We start from the raw sequence: 18,374 nt of genomic DNA, 5'->3' as shown, positions 1-18,374 counted from the left end.
ATTACTTTTTGACATTTTAGTATCTTTCTGTAAAATGTAATTCGGATATATTTGTGAAATGTATTTATATTTTAACGAATAAATTATGTTTATCAAAAAAATACCACTTTTAATTTTGTTTTTGTTGATTTCAGTACTTTCGATTTCACAAACCCAACCACAAACTTTTTTGTATGCAGGTAGAGTTGACGTGCTGGAGGATAATAAAGCTGTCCTGATTGGAACAGCATCGTCTGTATCCTTTAATTTTTCAGGAAATAAATGTGCTGTTACGCTGCAAAGTATCGATTCATGGGAACATCATAATTATGTGGTATTAGAATTAGATGGTCAGTATATGGGAAAAGTCACTGTTGAGAAAGGTCCTGCCCAGTCTTTTAATATTAGAGCTACTTCAAATCAAAAAGTGCATACACTAACCATTTACAAAGCTACAGAAGCTACGATGGGAAATGTTTTGTTTGTAGGGACTACAGCAAAATTAATGACTATAACTTCTGTCAAGAAGAAGAAAATCGAATATATTGGAGATTCCATAACAAGTGGTGCAGCAAATGATCCGTCAACGATTCCGTGTGATCAGGGTCAATATTTTGATCATCATAATGGTTATTATGCTTATGGGCCTATTATTTCAAGAAATATTGATGTCGACTATTTGATGAGTTCCGTTTCCGGAATCGGGATTTACCGTAACTGGAATGAAGAAGGTTCTGATGCACCAATTATGCCTGCTGTTTATGAAAATTTGTATTTGACAAAAGACGCTTCAAAACCTAAATATGATTTTGCTTTTCAGCCTGAAATTATCAGCATTGCCTTAGGAACCAATGATTTTTCTAATGGTGACGGGACAAAAGAACGTTCGCCTTTTAGTCCTGAAAAGTATGTTTCGAATTATGTCAATTTTATAAAGATGTTATACCAGCATAATCCAAATGCACAATTGGTTTTAACAAACAGCCCAATGGTAAACGGAGAAAAAGCCGTAATTTTTGAAGACTGTCTGAATAAGATAAAAGCCGAATTTGATGCTGATAAATCACACAAGCCAATTCTGATTTTCAAATTTAAGCCTATGACACCAAGCGGATGTTCCGGACATCCGAATATTGAAGAGCACAAAATTATGGCTGCCGAATATGGTCCTTTTTTAAAAAATCTGCTAAATGAAAAATAATATATTTAAGTTTGTTTTTTCTCTGATTTCAGGTACGATGATGGCAAACGTTTCCCTTCCGAATATTTTTGGCGATAATATGGTATTGCAGCGCAACTCCGAAGTCAAAATTTGGGGCTGGGGCAATCCAAAAGAGGAAATCAAATTGGTTTCCAGCTGGAATAATCAGGAATATAAAGTTACAACAAACAATCAGGCACAATGGGAATTTAAGATCAAAACGCCTGAAGCGGGAGGTCCTTATTCGATCTCTATAAAAGGCTATAATGAAGTGGTGCTGAAAAACATTTTAATTGGCGAAGTCTGGGTTTGTTCGGGTCAGTCCAATATGGAAATGTCTGTAAGCTGGGGAATCGATAATGGGGAGGAAGAAGCCAAAAATGCTGCGAATCCTAATATTCGTTTTTTTACAGTTCCGAAATTAACGGCGACGACACCACAGAATAATTTATTAGGCAACTGGACCGAATCGACTCCGGAAACCATGAAATACTTTAGTGCGGTGGGCTACTTCTTTGCCAAACGCCTAAGAGAAGATTTGAAAAATGTTCCCATCGGATTAATTTCTTCCAATTGGGGAGGAACTCCCGCAGAAATCTGGATGCCTGAAGAAGTCGTTCAGAACGATGCTGTTTTATTGGAAAATGCCAAAAAACTAAACGAACAGGAATACGGACCAAGGCAGCCGGGACGTGCCTACAATGCGATGATTTATCCATTCGTTGGATTTAAAATTGCTGGTACTCTTTGGTATCAGGGCGAATCCAATGTAGGTTCAGAAGTTTATGATAAAACATTATCGGCCTTGATTACTTCATGGCGAAAAGGCTGGCAGGATGATTTTCCGTTTTATTATGTACAAATTGCACCTTTTAAAACAGGCAGTAACAACTTTTCAAATGTTACGCTCCGCAACTCCCAGCGAAAACTTTTAAAAGAAATCAATACTACTGGAATGGTCGTGATAAGTGACGTTTCGGATACAATTGATATTCACCCGAAAGATAAAAAATCAGTTGGAATTCGTTTAGCAAATTTAGCATTGGTGAATACTTATAAAACCAATTCTAATCTGGTAAACGGTCCGCTTTTTAAAGAAATCAAAATGGATAAAAACAAGGCTATTGTTTCTTTTGATTATGCTGATGGATTACATTTTAAAGATAAAATCACGAAACAGTTTGAAATTGCCGGTGCTGATGGAACTTTTTATCCTGCGGAGGCTTCGATAAAAAATAATCAGGTAATCGTAATGAGTAAAAAAGTACCGAATCCTGCAAAAGTAAGATTTGCATGGGGAAATACAATTCAGTCCGATTTGTTTAATAAGGCTAATTTACCGGCTTCCTGTTTTATTTCGGAGTAAAGGATTGCATGCTTTTTTGTCATTTCGACGAAGGAGAAATCACACAAGTAATTCCACAATGAGAATCGCCAATCTTTGTCGAGCTACTTACGAAGATTCCTCGTTCCTCGGAATGACAAGATTGTGGATAACAGGGATTCCTTAAAAAAACCGAAAAATTTCTCGTTACCCGTCGCGTGAGGGATAGAGGCGGTATCCTTTTGTGAAGAGAAACGGAACAAAAGATATAGCCGAAAGCCCGACACTTGCCTTTTTTCGGCAAGGGACACGCTAAAAATATAAAACTAACTATCATGATAAATAAAAGAATATTAATTATTGGGGTTTTAACCCTGTTTACTGCCGGAAATATGAATGCACAGAAGAAACCGTATCTGGATAAAAATAAAACGATTGAACAACGAATTGAACTGCTTTTGCCATTGATGACTTTGGAAGAAAAAGTGGGACAAATGAATCAATATAATGGTTTTTGGGATGTGACTGGTCCTGCTCCAAAAGGTGGAAATGCCGAATTGAAATACGAACATCTGAGAAAAGGATGGGTAGGTAGTATGCTCACAGTTCGCGGTGTGAAGGAGGTTCGTGCGGTGCAGAAAATTGCGGTGGAAGAAACCCGATTGGGAATTCCGCTGATTATTGGTTTTGACGTCATTCACGGTTATAAAACGTTAAGTCCGATTCCATTGGCAGAAGCGGCCAGCTGGGATTTGGATGCAATTAAAAAATCGGCAGCAATTGCGGCAGATGAGGCTTCGGCATCCGGAATTAACTGGACTTTTGGTCCTAATGTAGATATTACAAACGATGCGCGCTGGGGACGTGTGATGGAAGGCGCAGGAGAAGATCCGTATCTGGGAAGCAAAATTGCGGTTGCCAGAGTAAAAGGATTTCAGGGAGAAACAACTGCTGATCTGGCGAAAGTAAATACAATTGCAGCTTGTGCGAAACACTTTGCGGCGTATGGTTATGTAGAATCAGGACGTGATTATAATTTGGTTGATATTAGCAATTCGAAATTATTCAATACTGTTTTGCCACCTTTCGAAGCGGCTACCAATGCAGGCGTGAGAACGTTTATGAATTCGTTTAATTTGGTAAACGGAATTCCGGCGACGGGAAATGTTTTTCTGCAACGGGATATTTTAAAAGGTAAATGGAAATTTGACGGTTTCGTGGTTTCAGACTGGGCTTCTGTTCGTGAAATGATTCCGCATGGTTATGCCAAAGATGGTGCAGATGCGACTTTAAAAGCGGTTACGGCAGGTTCTGATATGGATATGGAATCACATTTGTATGTTAACGAATTAGCGAAATTAGTTAAGGAAGGAAAAGTTAAAGAGGCTTTAGTAGATGATGCAGTTCGTAGAATCTTGCGAGTAAAATTTGAATTGGGATTGTTTGATGATCCCTACAAATACTGTGATGAAAAACGTGAAAAAGCGACTATAGGAAATAAAGCGAATAATGATGGTGTTTTGGACATGGCGAAAAAGTCGATTGTCTTATTGAAGAATGATAAAAACCTGCTTCCGCTAAAAAAATCCGGACAAAAGATTGCTTTGATAGGAGCATTAGCAAATGATAAAAACAGTCCGTTGGGAAGCTGGCGAATCGCCGCAGAAGACAATACTGCGGTTTCGGTTTTAGAAGGAATGCAGCAATATAAAGACAATCAGCTGGTTTTTGAAAAAGGAGCCGATTTAATTGTTGGAAAAGCGACTTTTCTGGATGAGGTAGTTTTTAATACAACAGACAAAAGCGGATTTGAAGCAGCAAAAACAGCGGCCAAAAATGCAGATGTTGTGGTGATGGTTTTAGGAGAGCATGGTTTTCAGAGCGGAGAAGGACGCAGCAGAACAAACCTTGATTTACCGGGATTGCAACAGGAATTATTAGAAGAAATTTACAAAGTAAATCCAAATATTGTTTTGGTTTTAAATAATGGGCGTCCGTTGACTATTCCGTGGGCAGCAGAACATATTCCGACTATTGTTGAAGCCTGGCATTTGGGAACACAAACCGGAAATGCAGTGGCGCAGGTTTTATACGGAGATTACAATCCGAGCGGAAAACTGCCAATTTCTTTCCCGAGAAACGTAGGTCAGGTTCCAATTTATTACAACAATTACAGTACAGGAAGACCTGTAAACGCAGATGGGAATGTGTTTTGGTCGCACTTTTCAGATGTAGAAAAAACACCTCAGTTTCCTTTTGGCTTTGGATTGAGTTATACTAAATTCGATTATAAAAATCTGAAAATAAACAAAACCGCTTTCGCAAAAGGCGAACCGGTTCAGGTAAGTGTTGAGATTACCAATTCAGGTAATTATGACGGAAAAGAAGTAGTCCAGCTGTACATTCATGACGATTTTGCAAGTATTGCCAGACCGGTTGAGGAATTGAAAGGTTTTGAATTGGTAAGTTTGAAGAAAGGAGAAACTAAAACAGTAAACTTTACTTTGACAGATGCAGAACTTGGTTTTTATGATAATAACGGAAATTACTTGGTTGAACCTGGGACTTTTAAACTTAAGGTTGGAGGAAGTTCTGATTCAGGTTTAGAGAGTGGATTTGAGTTGAAGTAAAAAGACTCTTATAAATATTTATTCACGCAGATTTTGCAGATTTTTTATCTCGATAATCTGTTAAATCTGCGTGAGTTTTACATGAAAACATAAGATTAGTAGATTTCTAAAATCATTAAATCATTATTTGAAACGAATGATTCAATAATTTCTTTTTTTGAAATCAAAAGTTCTGCAATTTGTTTGGTGTTTTGATTGAAAGTCTTTAAAATTATAACTTTTGGAGGAACTCCTTTTAAGAGTAATAGTTTTTCAAAATCATCGTCGTGAGTAAGTATGGTGTAATTGTTTTTTCTGGCGAATTCCCAAATTTCAATATCTTTTGCAGGTTGATTTACTTTAATGTCTTTAGAATGAAAAGAATTAGGGAAATCATTTTCAATAAGTTTTATAATTCTCCATGAAATATTTGCATCCAAGAGTAATTTCATTACGCGGCAATTATTTTTGTAATGTTTTCTCTGTTAGCTGCAAAAGCTAAAGCTGCAAAAATATGCTCTTTTTTTAATTCAGGAAAATCTTCAATAATGTCGTCAAAAGACATTCCATTTGCCAGCCATGAAAGAATATCCGAGACACAAATTCTTGTTCCGGTAATAATAGGTTTACCAAATCGGATATCAGGATTTATCGAAATTAAATTTTGCCAGTTATTTTCCATGAATTTATTATTTTAACAAATTTACAAAAATTAAGGACTATTTAGGTTTAAAATAATAGGTTTGTTTTTATCTTTAAAACCTATTTAACTTTCAACTATTAAACTAAAACAATGAAATATAACAGGTGTGGAAAAAGCGGGTTATTGTTACCTGAAATTTCTTTAGGATTATGGCATAATTTCGGATCGGTAGATAATTTTGAGAATGCAGAAAGTATAGCTGTGGAAGCTTTTGATAAAGGAATCACTCATTTTGATCTGGCAAACAATTACGGACCAGTTCCAGGGTCTGCGGAGACTAATTTCGGAAAAATATTGTGGCATAATTTTCAGGGAAACCTGCGTGATGAAATCATTATTTCGACCAAAGCGGGTTATACAATGTGGGATGGGCCTTATGGAGATTGGGGCTCGCGTAAATATTTGCTATCGAGTTTAGATCAGAGTTTAAAAAGAATGAAAGTTGATTATGTAGATATTTTTTATTCACATCGTCCGGATCCTGAAACGCCAATTGAAGAAACCATGATGGCACTTGATTATGCCGTTAGAAGCGGAAAAGCATTGTATGTAGGCATCAGTAATTACTCGGCAGAACAAACCAGAGTTGCGGTTGACGTTTTGAAACAATTAGGAACGCCATGTTTGATTCATCAGGCGAAATATTCCATGTTGCAGCGCTGGGTCGAAGACGGGTTATTAGATGTTCTGGAAGAAAAAGGAGTAGGGTGCATTGCCTTTTCTCCTTTGGCACAAGGACTTTTAACCGATAAATATTTAAACGGAATTCCGGAAAACTCACGTGCTCACAATCCAAATGGACATTTAAAAGAGAATGAGGTTACAGTTGAAAGAATCCAGAAATTAGCGCAACTGAATGAAATTGCCCAAAACAGAAACCAATCTTTAGCACAAATGGCATTGGCCTGGCTGCAAAAAGACAAACGAATTACATCGGTTTTGATTGGTGCCAGTTCGGTAAAGCAGTTGAATAATAATATTGAGTGTCTGCAGAATCTGGATTTTACTCCAGATGAACTGAATGCGATTGAAAAAATATTGGCATAAAAAATGGGACAATTTGTCCCATTTTTTTATTTTTGGCTCAATTTCAACATTGCATTTGCAACATTTAAAGTCGATTGGTCATATTGTTCATGTCCATATTCAAACTTTTCGTTTAATTCATAAAGTAATCTATATAGTTCAAATGAATTTTGACTTTCAGCTATCCATTTTACAATGATATCTAACATCTCATTCATATTTGTCTGAAAAGTCATTCTTTCATCGCTTCCTCTAATTCCGTTATTGTCAGATTTTTTCTTTCCATTATTTAAAAAAACACTTTTTTCATCACGAATAATGCGTCTTACAATTTTGAATTCTTTGCCTTTTGGTAAAAACTGTCTTAATAGCTTCTCTATTCCTTTATAATAAGTATTGTATTTTTCTTCAGGATTTTCAAACTCCTTACCAATTAAGCCACGTAATTCATTGATTTCTTATAAATTACCAGTTTCAGAATTTATACTTAGTTGCCTTCCAATTTTCTCGTTTGATCTTTGAAGAATTTCTAATCTTTCTAAATCAGCTTTAGAAATTTCTAGATCTTTTTCTTCTTTTCTAATTTTTTTACTTTCATCTTCAATCATAACTGCTAAAATTTAATTTCTAAAATGGATTTTATTTTTTCACTTGCTTGTTTCAAATTTTTATCGTCCCACGAAATTGGGTTTAGTTTGATTAATGATTCTGAATAATCAGGATAAAATTCTCTGTAAGCAGCGTGATAACTTTTCTTGTATAATTTGTCTTGGTACCATGTAAAAAATGAATAAACAATTGATTCATGTATTTCATTTTCTTTTGCAAATTTTGATACTAAATACGGACTATTAATGTACTTTTTTATATAATGAAACTTTTCTTCGCTTAAAAAAATGTCTCTTGCAAAAGAATCAGCTTTCTCTTCGATTAAAAATAAATCATTATCACCAGTTAAATGAAAACTATTAGTTTCAATTAAATCAAAATCAAACAATACATGATGTAGTTCGTGCATTAAAGTAAACCATAGAGTAGCATACTTTTTATTAAAATCTGTTAAAACAATACAAGGCTTTCCGTTTATAATAAATGTAGCTCCTTTTACTTGCGTTGTTGCGAGATAATTTTGAAATATAACAGTTATGCCAAGATTATATAAAGCTCTGCAAACAGTGAAAAGGCCATTTTGAACATCTTGTGAATAAGGTTTAATTTTTATAATCAAATCTTTTAATCTTTCGCGATTATATTCATTAGGATTATTAATGATTTTAAAACTCTGGTATGCAGATTTTATCCAAAAATCTTTCATCTTATCTGAAAAATTTCTCTTTACTCTACTATATAATGGCTCGTCTAATTGTTCCTCGTAATCTTGTATCGAATTAAAGCCAAAAAAGTTTAAAACTTTATCAACTAATAATTCAGTATCATCATTATTAGAAAAGAATCCAAGTTTTGTTAAAGCCTTGATGTCAAAATTTTTAACTAAAAAAGTTGCTTTTCTAGCGTTTTCAATTGAAGTTATGTTTTCTCTGCTTTGATTTTTCAAAACTACATTAATGAATTCATTAATGTCAATATTAAGAAATTCCGAAATTTTAACAATGTTTATAAAATTTGGTTGTTTAGCTGTTCCTGAAATTATTTCTTCAAAAACATCTTTATCAATATTAAGTAACTTTAAAGCTTTCGTTTTGCTTAAATTATATTCAATTAATTTATTTTCAAAAACTTCCTTAATATCAATGGAATTGTCCTCTGAAAAAATTGATTGTAATAACTGATTAATATCTGTAGGTTTCATATAAAGGGTATTTACCTTGCAAATATAACTAAAAATAAGATATAAAATAAAAAACAAGGGTAATTACCCTTGTTTTTTATTTTATAATCATCACTAATCCGCCACCACTTGCCAGCCCATATTTTAATTTCGTAGTTGAATCAACGGTAATAACTTCTCTTTTATAATCATTAGCGGCCTTATCAGCATTCAATCCATCAGAGAAAATTTCAGCTTCATATTTTTTACCTTTTTCCAGAAAGGAGAAATCAATTGTAATGTCTCTTGAATCCCAGTTTGTGATCGCACCTAAATACCATGTATTTTCCTTTTTACGAGCGATCGAAACGAATTTTCCCACTTCGCCATCTAAAGCCACTGTTTCATCAAAAACGGTTGGGATCCTGGCTATAAAATCAGTACTTTCCTGTTCTTTGATATAGGCAGTCGGACTGTCGGCCATCATTTGCAGAGGTGCTTCAAAAATGGTGTAAAGTGCCAGTTGATGACTTCTTGTTCCCTGACTCATTGGAGTGGAATGGCTTGGTCTGAATTCGCTTTTGGTTGCGTTACGCATTGCACCGGGAGTGTAATCCATCGGGCCGGCCATCATTCGGATAAACGGAATCGAACAGTCGTAAGTGGGAACATCATCATTTGGTGTCCATTTATTATTTTCCAATCCTTTTACACCTTCAAAATTTAGAATATTCGGAAAAGTACGCTGAATTCCGGTTGGTTTGTACATACCGTGAAAATCCAAAAGTAATTTGTTATCAGCGGCTTTTTGAGCAATATCATACACCGAATTTACCATTTTAGCATCATCGCGATCAAGGAAGTCAACTTTAAATCCTTTGATTCCTAAATCAGCATAATTTTTAAAAATTCCGGCTGTATTTTTAGTCAAAGCCATCCAGGAACTCCATAAAATAATTCCAACGTTTCTTTCTTTTCCGTAAGCGATTAAAGCTTCCAAATCAACATTCGGGTTGTGTTTCATGATGTCGTCTTCCAGACTCCAGCCTTCATCCAAAACCACATATTCGACTTTGTTTTTAGAAGCAAAATCAATATAATATTTATACGTCTGCGTGTTGATTCCGGCTTTAAAATCGATGTTGTAAATGTTCCAGTCATTCCACCAGTCCCAGGCTACTTTTCCCGGCTTTATCCACGAAATATCTTTTATTTTTGAAGGCTCGGATAATTTCTGAACCATATCGTTATTGGCTAAATTGGCATCGTTTTCAGAGATCACAATTGATCTCCACGGAAAATTTCGTGTTCCTTTGGTTTTAACCAGATAATCAGCTCTCTCCGTAATTAGTCTGTTGATGTTGTTAAATCCGCCGTTGGTTTCCTGTAACGGATATTTAGAAAAACGGGCTTCAAAACCTAATTTGGGCTTATTATTCGTTACAAACAATCCCGGATAATCTTCTAAATTTGCTTCCAGAAAAACAGCTTTTTTACGGTTTTTAAAATCAATTAAAAACGGTAAAAATGCCAAAGTGTCTTTTGCAAATTCACTGACCTTTTTGTTTTCATATTGTGCTTCAAAAGATGAGATATAAGGATCTTTCGGATTTCTTAAATCACGAACGTATGGCATAAAAGTATTATAATCCACATCAAAGTTCAAAGTAACTTCTTCCCATTTTACGGTAATGTCTTTTTTCTTTTTGGTGATGAATCTGTAAGCTACGCCATCATCAAAAGCCCTGTATTCAATACTGAAATCATTTTTGAAGTTTAATACCAAAAGATTGTATTGATTTTTAACAGTACTCTTTTTGTAAAATGGAGATTCAAAAGTCTGGTTTACTTTTTCTCTTTTTGAATTCAAAAGCAAAGCATTTTTGCCTAAAATTTCATTTTGATCTAATGTCATAGAAATAGAAGATGGAGCCAGAATTATATCTTTATCATGCGAAACTGACCAGGTTATCTTCTCACGGATTACGATACTGACCTTTATTTTTCTGTTTGGAGATTCCAATACAAAATCCTGTACCTGTTGTTGTGAAAAACTGGCATTAAAAAAAAGCAGTATAAAAATATAGAAGATTCTTTTTTTCATGATTTGATTATTTGTATAATAGCAAACCATATAAGTACATAGTTGAATTTATTTGAAGCTGTCCTCTCAAATGAATTTACATGACTTATATGGTTAAGTAAACGTTGCAATATTTTATTTTTTCTTCAGTTCCAGATTGTATTTTTTTACAATTTCCAAAGTCGATTTATCACTATTAAAAACTGAATTTAATCCCTGAGGCTCCTGCGGAGGATCAGTTGTTAATGGCTCTCCCGGATTCCATTTTCCGGTTTCATTAACTGCTTTTCCTTCTCCCCCAAATCCCCAGAAATTAGCTGCCTGCAACGGGCCTTTATTGGCAACACTTTCAGCAACTCTGCCAAAGATATAACTATAAAACTGATTTCGGTAAATGGAAGGTGCCCCTGCATCTAAATCTTCGTTTTCTCTTGGTAATCCAAACTCCTCAATAATAATAGGTCTTTGTAGATTATGGGCAACTTTAACGTGAGCATCAATATACTTTCCGGCATTTTCAATAGTGGCAGGAATTGTAGCTTCGGCATTATCGGCTTTAAACCAGTTCCAGTTTTTAGGCCAGATGTGCATGGTCAGGTAATCTATATTCGGATTTTTATGTGTTCTTTCAAAAATTCCTATGTCATCGTTCGAACTGTTCAAACCTTCAGATCCTGTAGAAATTAAATGGTTTTTATCTAAACTATCCATTAAATTGACAATATTATTGAGCCAAATGGTGAATTTCCCCTCATTTTCAACCGTAAAAAGCCTTGGTTCATTACCAACCTGCCAGGCCATAATCGTATTGTCTTCTGTGTATTTCTTTTTAGAATAAGAGTTAGTTCTGCCCATAATAAACTTCACATGATCTTCTAACGCTTTCATACAAGGGTCACAATTGTGAAACTGTTCAGTATATGACATAAACTGAGGCCAGGTATTTGGTGCAATAGCCGGAATAGGAATAGCACCTTTACCATTCCATTCAAGATATTGTGACATTCCGCCAGACCATTCCCAATTGTTGGTCAGGTATAAAACCGCGTACATTTTACGTTTTCTCATCTCATTCATCAGGAAGTCCAATCCGTCAAGCAAGTCCTCATTATATTTTCCCTGCTCGTATTGCAACGCCGGACGTACCGTAAAATCATATTTTCCGCCATCTGCTCCCACTAAAATTCGCAAGTTGTCGATTCCGTTTTTTTGCATGAAATCAAGCTCGCGAAGCAGTCTTTCCCGGTCACCTACTTTTTTAGAAGCAAGTAAACTTCCGTACCAGTAATTTGTACCAATATAGGTGTAAGGTTTGTCACCTTTATAAAATTGCGTTCCTTTTACTGTAATTCTTTCCTGAGCCTGACAAGAAAAAGTGGAGAGAAGCAAAGCCAATCCAAGGGTTTTTAAAAGTCTGTTTTTCATAGTATATTTTTAGAAGCTAATCCTGCTATTCGCTGTATCTTTTGTGCCGAACCCCGGCACAAAAGGATGCCGCTGCTATCAGGGCTAGGAATTTACGTTTTTTAGTAACTATTTGGGCATTTCATACATCTTCGGTAATGAATTCAATAATGCCGATTTTGATTTTAGGCTAAACGTTTTAAAGTCAGCATCATTCGAAACCGAACCATTCGGAACATAATAACCATTTTCATCATTATTCCAGAACATCACATAACTTACTTCAATACTGTTTGATGTTAAAGCACTATATAAGTAATTAGAAAACCAATCGTTTATTGGTGTTTTTGAACTTGTAACCCGATATCCTGTTTCTGTTAAAGCTGCGATTTTTACTTTGGTTTTAGCTAAATCTGATATAATTTTTAATTTAGAATTCGCTGTATTGGCACCCGTTGTACCCTGATTGTCAAAATCCCCGTAATTATCCATTCCTAAGACGTCAACATACTTATCGCCCGGATATCTGCTTAAATAATCGGTTGATGTTAGATAGGTTCTGTCTGGAGAAAAAGCATATAAAATATTGTGAACGCCTTTAGTGTTTTTTAAATAATGAACAGTAAATTTATACACTGTTTTATATTCTTCCGGAGTACAGAAATCGGCTCCCCACCAAAACCAGCTCCCGTCAAATTCATGGAAAGGCCTGAAAATTATCGGAATCAATTCGCCTTTTGTGCCTTTTAGTTTTGAAGAGAAAGCAGCTACCTGATCTAATTTTTCTTTAAACCATTCATGTCTTGTGCCTCCCGGTAAAATGCTTCTAAAAAAAATGCTTTTATCGGCTTCAAACATTGAATTAGCATAAAAAGTATATTCTTCTTTATCTGTTTCTGAATAATTCTTATTTTTTGGTCCTCGCAAATGCCAGGATACTGTGTTGATTATTCCTTTTGCATAAGCATTTTTTATTTGGGTAATATTTTTAACCTCTTGCTGATAGAACCAATTGCTGGTTGTGCCATCGTTTCTAATGTCGGTAACAAAGGATAAGTCTGATCCTATAATGGCTGGGTCGTTCCCTGTTGTCTTTTTAATGTCAGATTCTCCGCTACTATTTTTGTAAAAAGAAATAAAAGCATCCTGTTGTCCAATAGCGAATTTGCTTTTGGCTAATTTCTTTAGGTTGTAAAACAATGCAACAGTTTCTTTTGTGGCATTGGCGTCAACCATATACGTAGTTGTATTTGAGTTTGTAAGCGGGTCTGTAGCTACTACAACTGGAGGGTCTACTATTACAGGATTATTTGTTACATCGTCAGACGAACAACCTGCAAAAAATAAAATGGGAGCGCTTAAAAAAAATATTCTGATGTAGTTTTTCATTGATTTTAATTAGAAAGTTTGACCTCAATATTATCGGCTAATAAAGTTCCCGTGCAAACACTCATTGCAACCATAATCCGGTATTGTTTTGCACCTTCGGGAATTTGAAATGTTTTTTTGAAAAGAGTCCAGTCCGTAGTTCCGGTCACCGTTCCTATAACCTGATCTTCTGAAGCTTTGACGTTTTCGTCTTTTTTAAATTCAATAATAAACATGCCGTTATTCCATGGGTCTTTTCCTTGTTGGATATCTTTTGCTTTTAACCATCCTGAAATTTCTATGGTTTTATTTCCTTTATTAATATCAGATACCTGATCAATTGCTTTCCATTCGGCGATTTTTGATGAAATTTCTACTGCTGCATTTCCATCTTTTTTGTCTGTAGTAGAAATTATTCCGTTTCCGTTCCATGAATTTAGATTTTCTTCAAAATTTCCGTTTGAAAATGGTTTTGAAGTAGAAATTGTTTTTTGTCCTTCCGGAACTGTCGTTATGGGATTAAGTTTGAAATACTCTTCCTCAGAAAGTGCAGTCGCATTTACATCGTCAAAAAATACAGAGCCGTTGATTTGTGCCAATGCGAGCATGATTCTGATTTTTTGCGCTTTTTCAGGAACCAAAACTGTTTTTTTATAATTGGTCCAGACTATTGTTCCTTTTACTTGCGCTATGTTTTCAGAAACTATTTTTTTTCCGCCGCTGTTTGTAAATTCAGCAATCATTAAACCGGCGTTATAAGCTTCCTTGCCGCCTTCAATCTGATCGGCTTTTACCCAAACGCTGAATTCTACAGCATACGTATTTTTCGGAATGTTTACAATTTGATCTATTGCTTTCCATTCAGCACCCGTAAACTGATTGATAACAGCACTGTTTTTACCCGTTTTTTTGTCATACGGAGATATGGTTGCAGCATCGCCAGTCCAATTTAAAGTTTCAGATTCAAATCCGCCATTTTTAATCAAATTGGTTTGTGCATCACTTATTGCACAAAAAAATAATAAACTAAAGAAAAAGAGTTGTTTCATAATCGTTGTTTTTAATGCAATAAATCAGTTTTATAGAAGTGAAATAATTTAAGTTTTTATTCTTTGGATGAGTTCCAAACAAGCACGACTGTTGTGATAAGGGCATTTCCAAAAACCGGCTTTGTCTTTTTCAATCAAAGTATAATCGCCGTAAATTCCCCAAAACCATTCTCCGTTTTGTTTGTCTAAAATGTGTTTTTTTATAAACTCCCAGTTTTTTAAAACAATTTCTAAATATTTTTCGTTATCAGTTAATTGATATGCGTTATAAAAACCAATTAAGGCTTCCGCCTGTACCCACCAGTGTTTCTCGGTAGTTAGTCGTTTCTTTTCAGGGTCAAATTCATACCATAAACCACCATCAGTATCTATGCCTTCCTGGGTAGCTTCTGCTATTTGAATGGCATGTTTAGTGAAATTGTCGATTAATGTTTTATCTCCTGAAATTTCGGCACATTGCAATAAAAGCCAGGCAGCTTCAATATCATGACCATATGAAATAACATCTGGTTTTTCAATCCAGTTTTCATCAAAAAACAAATGCAAATGGCCTGTTTCTGGATTGATGAAATGTTTTTCGATGGTTTGTAATAATTCGATAATATCACTTTGTAACTTTGCATCTTTCCAAACCTTGAATAAATTTGCATATGCCTCAACAATATGCAAATGTGTGTTCATGGTTTTCTTTTCGTTAGCATCTTTACTGCTTAGTCGTAGATCTTCAATAGGTTGCCAATCGCGTGTAAAAGCTTCTAAATAACCTTGGTTTACAGAATCGTAACTGTGTTTTTGTATTCTTAAATATAAATTAATGGCAATTGCCAGTGCCTTTTCATCTTTTGAAATAACATAATATTCGGACAAACCATAAATGGCAAAAGCCAAAGCATAAATCTGATTTTTGGTGTCTTTTGGGGTTGTATCTGCATTAATACTCCAAAATAAACCTCCAAACTCAGGGTCATAAAAATATTCAGAAAGATATTGAAAAGCTCTTTTGGCAATTTCTTTATGAGACTCATTTTTTGTAACCTGGTAGCTTGCAGAAAACGACCATAATATTCGGGCATTTAGTACAGAACCTTTTTCAGCATTTAAAATTACTGCATCATTAGAGTCAATCTGACCAATAAAACCATCATTTTGAATATCGATTGTGTTTTTTGACCAATAGTCTAAAATAGCATCAAGTTCAGCTGATAATTCGGTTTTAAGTTGCTTTAGTTTTGATGACACGGTAAATTATATTGCGTTGTTTTTTTCGATTTGGCTGATAATTGTTTCTACAGAACCGGCAGAAATAAAAGTGTCAGCAGGAGTATTGGTCACATAGTCAACTAATTTTGCTACAGATGAAACTGCGACATGCATTCTGGTGTCTGATGAGGCGTAATATACATAGACAGTACCATCTTCGTCTTCAATCCATCCATTTGAGAACAATACATTCGAAACATCCCCAACTCTTTCTATTCCTTCAGGTCCCATAAAATGTCCGGCAGGAACATGAGTTACTTTCGAAATATCATTCAAATCTGTCATAAACATATAAAGTGTATATCGTAAACCAGCAGCTGTGTTACGAACTCCGTGTGCCAAATGCAACCAGCCTTTTTCTGTTTTGATGGGAGCGGGACCAAGACCATTTTTTAACTCATAAATGGTGTGATAATGCTTTCCAAAAATGATTTTTTCTTCTTTTACAACCGGATTTTCCATATTGTCAACATATCCTAAACCAATTCCGCCACCTGCTCCAACATCAATAAAACCATCTTGTGGGCGTGTGTATAAAGCATATTTTCCGTTTACAAATTCGGGATGTAAAACAACATTTCTTTGCTGGCCGGTATTCGAAATTAAATCAGGAAGCCTTTCCCATTTCACTAAATCTTTTGAACGTACGATCCCTGCGTTGGCTACAGCAGAACTTGTGTCACCTTTTGGGGCTTTTGGATCTTTTCTTTCTGTACAAAAAATTCCGTAAACCCAACCGTCTTCATGATTGATTAAACGCATATCATAAACATTTGTGTCCGGCTCCGAGGTTTGTGGAATTATGCACGGTTTTTCCCAAAACCTGAAATTATCAATTCCATTTGGACTTTCCGCAATAGCAAAAAATGATTTTCTGTCAATTCCCTCTACACGAACTGCTAATAAATATTTGCCATTCCATTTCATCGCACCTGCATTAAACGCAGCATTCATTCCGATACGTTCCTGTAAAAATGGATTTGTTTCTTCATTTAAATCGAAACGCCAGTTTAAAGGTACGTGTGCGGCAGTGACTACCGGATTTTTATAACGTTGATAAATTCCGTTTCCAATCGTATTTTGGGGCTCATTTTTTTGCTGTACAAGCGTAATATGTTCTTTTTCTAATGCTACTTTTCTATCGTGAAATGTAGCTGAAGTTGTTATTGTTGTCATATCAATCAATTTCTAAATCTGTATTTTAATTTTTTAGGGCTCTTTTTTCGTTTAAATCCTGTTCTATGATTTGTAATTTTTCTTCAGATAATGGGTAGAATGCAATAAAAGCTACAGATATTGCTGCAGCCATGGCAGGAAGTATGCTTAACATCAATTGAATTCCGTTTTGAGTAGTGGCCGTTTGTTCAACATTGGCCTGAAAACCGTAGTAACCCAAAAGCCATCCAGCTCCGGCACCACCAATTGTCCATCCAAATTTTTGTGACATCGATGAAGCAGAGAAGACTAAACCTGTGGCTCTGCGTCCTTGTTTCCATTCTGAATAGTCAGCACTGTCGGCATACATTGACCAGATTAAAGGGAAGATACAGCCTGCACAAATGCTTATTAAAACCTGAAAACTCATAATTAGGACAACATCTTCTTTTCCGAAGAAATAGAATATAAGACTCAAAATTGCGGCTAATGCCATAGCACCAAAGAAGGTTTTCTTTTTACCAAACTTATTAGCCAATGGTGTTGCTGCTATAACTCCAATGATATTGGCCGCTTGTCCTAAAACCAAATAGATTGAAGTTGGAGTCATATGAAAAACTGTTCCAAAAAGCGAAAAATCGAAGTTTACACTACTACTTACATAGTATTTAAAGTAATATACAGCTGCTCCGTCACGGATAGAATTGAAAACTAAAGCACCAATCCCGGCTCCAAGCAGAATCCACCAGGGTTTGTTTTTTAATAAGTCTTTTAAATCTTCTTTTAGATTTGTCTGTTCATCATCAATTGGTTTAACTCTTTCTTTTGTCCAAAGGAAACATGCCCAGAAAAAAGCAGTTGTTATAATTCCGAATACAGCAATTGTAGCCAGCCAGCCTGTTTTTGAGTTAAGGCTTCCTCCAAAATAATTTACTAAAGGTTCAATTAACCAAAGTGCTAAAAGACTTCCTCCAAAAGCAAAAACCATTCTGTAAGAAGATAAGGTTGTTCTTTCTTTTCTGTCAGAAGACATTACGCCTAAAAGTGAAGCATAGGGTACATTGATTAAGGAGTAAATCATCATCATTAAGGAATAAGTTACATAAGCATAAATTATTTTTCCTTTTTCATCAAAATCAGGGGTGTAAAAAGTTAAAACCCCTATGACAGCAAATGGCACTGCAACCCAAAGTAAGTAAGGTCTGAACTTACCCCATTTGGTTTTTGTTCTATCAGCAATTATTCCAACGATAGGGTCAAAACAGGAATCCCATATTCTGGTAATTAAAAACATGGTTCCTACTACTGCTGGTGCCAGTCCGAAAACGTCGGTATAGAAAAATAGAAGGTACATACTGAAGATTTTCCAGAACATAGAAGAAGCTGCGTCTCCAAGTCCATATCCTATTTTTTCTTTTAAACTGATTTTGTCGTGCATTTAATTT

16 protein-coding genes are annotated in these 18,374 nt (G+C 35.2%); 4 read left to right on the top strand and 12 right to left on the bottom strand.

Annotated elements, in window-relative coordinates; all coding sequences use genetic code 11:
• Nucleotides 1–85: 85 nt before the first annotated feature.
• The 3 genes from FLACHUCJ7_RS11575 to bglX all read left to right on the top strand — a co-directional run bounded on the left by FLACHUCJ7_RS11575 (nucleotide 86) and on the right by bglX (nucleotide 5,134).
• Nucleotides 86–1,180, top strand: coding sequence for an SGNH/GDSL hydrolase family protein (locus FLACHUCJ7_RS11575; protein WP_180909007.1), 1,095 nt, complete (start codon nucleotides 86–88; stop codon nucleotides 1,178–1,180).
• On the top strand, nucleotides 1,170–2,546 hold the full coding sequence (locus FLACHUCJ7_RS11570) for a sialate O-acetylesterase (RefSeq protein WP_078226153.1): 1,377 nt from the start codon (nucleotides 1,170–1,172) through the stop codon (nucleotides 2,544–2,546). Before FLACHUCJ7_RS11575 ends, FLACHUCJ7_RS11570 begins: the two co-directional genes overlap by 11 nt.
• Before the next feature lie 293 nt (nucleotides 2,547–2,839).
• Nucleotides 2,840–5,134 (top strand): beta-glucosidase BglX, encoded by a 2,295-nt coding sequence (bglX, locus tag FLACHUCJ7_RS11565; protein ID WP_180909006.1) that lies wholly within the window; start codon nucleotides 2,840–2,842, stop codon nucleotides 5,132–5,134.
• A gap of 95 nt (nucleotides 5,135–5,229) precedes the next feature.
• Here bglX and FLACHUCJ7_RS11560 read toward each other — a convergent pair whose 3' ends face one another.
• Together FLACHUCJ7_RS11560 and FLACHUCJ7_RS11555 are read right to left on the bottom strand one after the other, a co-directional pair.
• Nucleotides 5,230–5,565, bottom strand: a complete 336-nt coding sequence (locus FLACHUCJ7_RS11560; protein WP_078226155.1) for a DUF5615 family PIN-like protein — start codon at nucleotides 5,563–5,565, stop codon at nucleotides 5,230–5,232.
• On the bottom strand, nucleotides 5,565–5,795 hold the full coding sequence (locus tag FLACHUCJ7_RS11555) for a DUF433 domain-containing protein (RefSeq protein ID WP_078226156.1): 231 nt from the start codon (nucleotides 5,793–5,795) through the stop codon (nucleotides 5,565–5,567). Before FLACHUCJ7_RS11555 ends, FLACHUCJ7_RS11560 begins: the two co-directional genes overlap by 1 nt.
• A gap of 111 nt (nucleotides 5,796–5,906) precedes the next feature.
• Here FLACHUCJ7_RS11555 and mgrA point away from each other — a divergent pair, with 111 nt between their 5' ends.
• The gene (mgrA, locus tag FLACHUCJ7_RS11550) at nucleotides 5,907–6,863 is read left to right on the top strand and encodes an L-glyceraldehyde 3-phosphate reductase (protein WP_180909005.1); all 957 of its coding nucleotides are present in this window, start codon (nucleotides 5,907–5,909) and stop codon (nucleotides 6,861–6,863) included.
• 26 nt (nucleotides 6,864–6,889) lie between these two features.
• Here mgrA and FLACHUCJ7_RS11545 read toward each other — a convergent pair whose 3' ends face one another.
• The 10 genes from FLACHUCJ7_RS11545 to FLACHUCJ7_RS11500 form a co-directional block, all read right to left on the bottom strand.
• Nucleotides 6,890–7,078, bottom strand: coding sequence for a hypothetical protein (locus FLACHUCJ7_RS11545; protein ID WP_219634086.1), 189 nt, complete (start codon nucleotides 7,076–7,078; stop codon nucleotides 6,890–6,892).
• Between the two features lie 222 nt (nucleotides 7,079–7,300).
• On the bottom strand, nucleotides 7,301–7,450 hold the full coding sequence (locus tag FLACHUCJ7_RS11540; RefSeq protein ID WP_219634084.1) for a hypothetical protein: 150 nt from the start codon (nucleotides 7,448–7,450) through the stop codon (nucleotides 7,301–7,303).
• A 5-nt stretch (nucleotides 7,451–7,455) separates the two neighbouring features.
• Nucleotides 7,456–8,652: an ImmA/IrrE family metallo-endopeptidase gene (locus FLACHUCJ7_RS11535; RefSeq protein WP_180909004.1), complete on the bottom strand. Its 1,197-nt coding sequence runs from the start codon at nucleotides 8,650–8,652 to the stop codon at nucleotides 7,456–7,458.
• 76 nt (nucleotides 8,653–8,728) lie between these two features.
• Nucleotides 8,729–10,714, bottom strand: coding sequence for a glycoside hydrolase family 97 protein (locus FLACHUCJ7_RS11530; protein WP_180909003.1), 1,986 nt, complete (start codon nucleotides 10,712–10,714; stop codon nucleotides 8,729–8,731).
• Nucleotides 10,715–10,828: 114 nt separating this feature from the next.
• Nucleotides 10,829–12,118 (bottom strand): glycoside hydrolase 5 family protein, encoded by a 1,290-nt coding sequence (locus FLACHUCJ7_RS11525; protein WP_180909002.1) that lies wholly within the window; start codon nucleotides 12,116–12,118, stop codon nucleotides 10,829–10,831.
• 108 nt (nucleotides 12,119–12,226) lie between these two features.
• A complete protein-coding gene (locus FLACHUCJ7_RS11520) occupies nucleotides 12,227–13,486 on the bottom strand; it encodes a glycoside hydrolase family 26 protein (protein WP_180909001.1) in 1,260 nt (419 codons plus the stop codon).
• A gap of 5 nt (nucleotides 13,487–13,491) precedes the next feature.
• Nucleotides 13,492–14,514, bottom strand: a complete 1,023-nt coding sequence (locus FLACHUCJ7_RS11515) for a carbohydrate binding domain-containing protein (RefSeq protein WP_180909000.1) — start codon at nucleotides 14,512–14,514, stop codon at nucleotides 13,492–13,494.
• Nucleotides 14,515–14,562: 48 nt separating this feature from the next.
• Entirely contained in the window at nucleotides 14,563–15,753 is a 1,191-nt protein-coding gene (locus tag FLACHUCJ7_RS11510; protein ID WP_180908999.1) for an AGE family epimerase/isomerase, read from the bottom strand.
• A gap of 6 nt (nucleotides 15,754–15,759) precedes the next feature.
• Nucleotides 15,760–16,950 carry a glycoside hydrolase family 130 protein gene (locus FLACHUCJ7_RS11505; protein WP_180908998.1) on the bottom strand — a complete coding sequence of 397 codons (1,191 nt, stop codon included), beginning with the start codon at nucleotides 16,948–16,950 and terminating at the stop codon, nucleotides 15,760–15,762.
• A gap of 25 nt (nucleotides 16,951–16,975) precedes the next feature.
• Nucleotides 16,976–18,367: an MFS transporter gene (locus tag FLACHUCJ7_RS11500; protein WP_180908997.1), complete on the bottom strand. Its 1,392-nt coding sequence runs from the start codon at nucleotides 18,365–18,367 to the stop codon at nucleotides 16,976–16,978.
• Nucleotides 18,368–18,374: the final 7 nt, after the last annotated feature.

Source organism: Flavobacterium salmonis (assembly GCF_903819435.1).
GTDB classification, from domain to species: Bacteria; Bacteroidota; Bacteroidia; order Flavobacteriales; family Flavobacteriaceae; genus Flavobacterium; species Flavobacterium chungangense.
This window is presented reverse-complemented; position numbering and strand designations above follow the sequence as displayed.

What these genes read in the sequence shown, in the direction of transcription:
- FLACHUCJ7_RS11570 (WP_078226153.1), top strand. Translation starts at nt 1,170, where the DNA reads ATGAAAAATAATATATTTAAGTTTGTTTTTTCTCTGATTTCAGGTACG.
- FLACHUCJ7_RS11530 (WP_180909003.1), bottom strand. Translation starts at nt 10,714, where the DNA reads ATGAAAAAAAGAATCTTCTATATTTTTATACTGCTTTTTTTTAATGCC.
- FLACHUCJ7_RS11520 (WP_180909001.1), bottom strand. Translation starts at nt 13,486, where the DNA reads ATGAAAAACTACATCAGAATATTTTTTTTAAGCGCTCCCATTTTATTT.
- FLACHUCJ7_RS11505 (WP_180908998.1), bottom strand. Translation starts at nt 16,950, where the DNA reads ATGACAACAATAACAACTTCAGCTACATTTCACGATAGAAAAGTAGCA.
- bglX (WP_180909006.1), top strand. Translation starts at nt 2,840, where the DNA reads ATGATAAATAAAAGAATATTAATTATTGGGGTTTTAACCCTGTTTACT.
- FLACHUCJ7_RS11560 (WP_078226155.1), bottom strand. Translation starts at nt 5,565, where the DNA reads ATGAAATTACTCTTGGATGCAAATATTTCATGGAGAATTATAAAACTT.
- FLACHUCJ7_RS11575 (WP_180909007.1), top strand. Translation starts at nt 86, where the DNA reads ATGTTTATCAAAAAAATACCACTTTTAATTTTGTTTTTGTTGATTTCA.
- FLACHUCJ7_RS11500 (WP_180908997.1), bottom strand. Translation starts at nt 18,367, where the DNA reads ATGCACGACAAAATCAGTTTAAAAGAAAAAATAGGATATGGACTTGGA.
- FLACHUCJ7_RS11515 (WP_180909000.1), bottom strand. Translation starts at nt 14,514, where the DNA reads ATGAAACAACTCTTTTTCTTTAGTTTATTATTTTTTTGTGCAATAAGT.
- FLACHUCJ7_RS11540 (WP_219634084.1), bottom strand. Translation starts at nt 7,450, where the DNA reads ATGATTGAAGATGAAAGTAAAAAAATTAGAAAAGAAGAAAAAGATCTA.
- mgrA (WP_180909005.1), top strand. Translation starts at nt 5,907, where the DNA reads ATGAAATATAACAGGTGTGGAAAAAGCGGGTTATTGTTACCTGAAATT.
- FLACHUCJ7_RS11535 (WP_180909004.1), bottom strand. Translation starts at nt 8,652, where the DNA reads ATGAAACCTACAGATATTAATCAGTTATTACAATCAATTTTTTCAGAG.
- FLACHUCJ7_RS11525 (WP_180909002.1), bottom strand. Translation starts at nt 12,118, where the DNA reads ATGAAAAACAGACTTTTAAAAACCCTTGGATTGGCTTTGCTTCTCTCC.
- FLACHUCJ7_RS11545 (WP_219634086.1), bottom strand. Translation starts at nt 7,078, where the DNA reads ATGACTTTTCAGACAAATATGAATGAGATGTTAGATATCATTGTAAAA.
- FLACHUCJ7_RS11555 (WP_078226156.1), bottom strand. Translation starts at nt 5,795, where the DNA reads ATGGAAAATAACTGGCAAAATTTAATTTCGATAAATCCTGATATCCGA.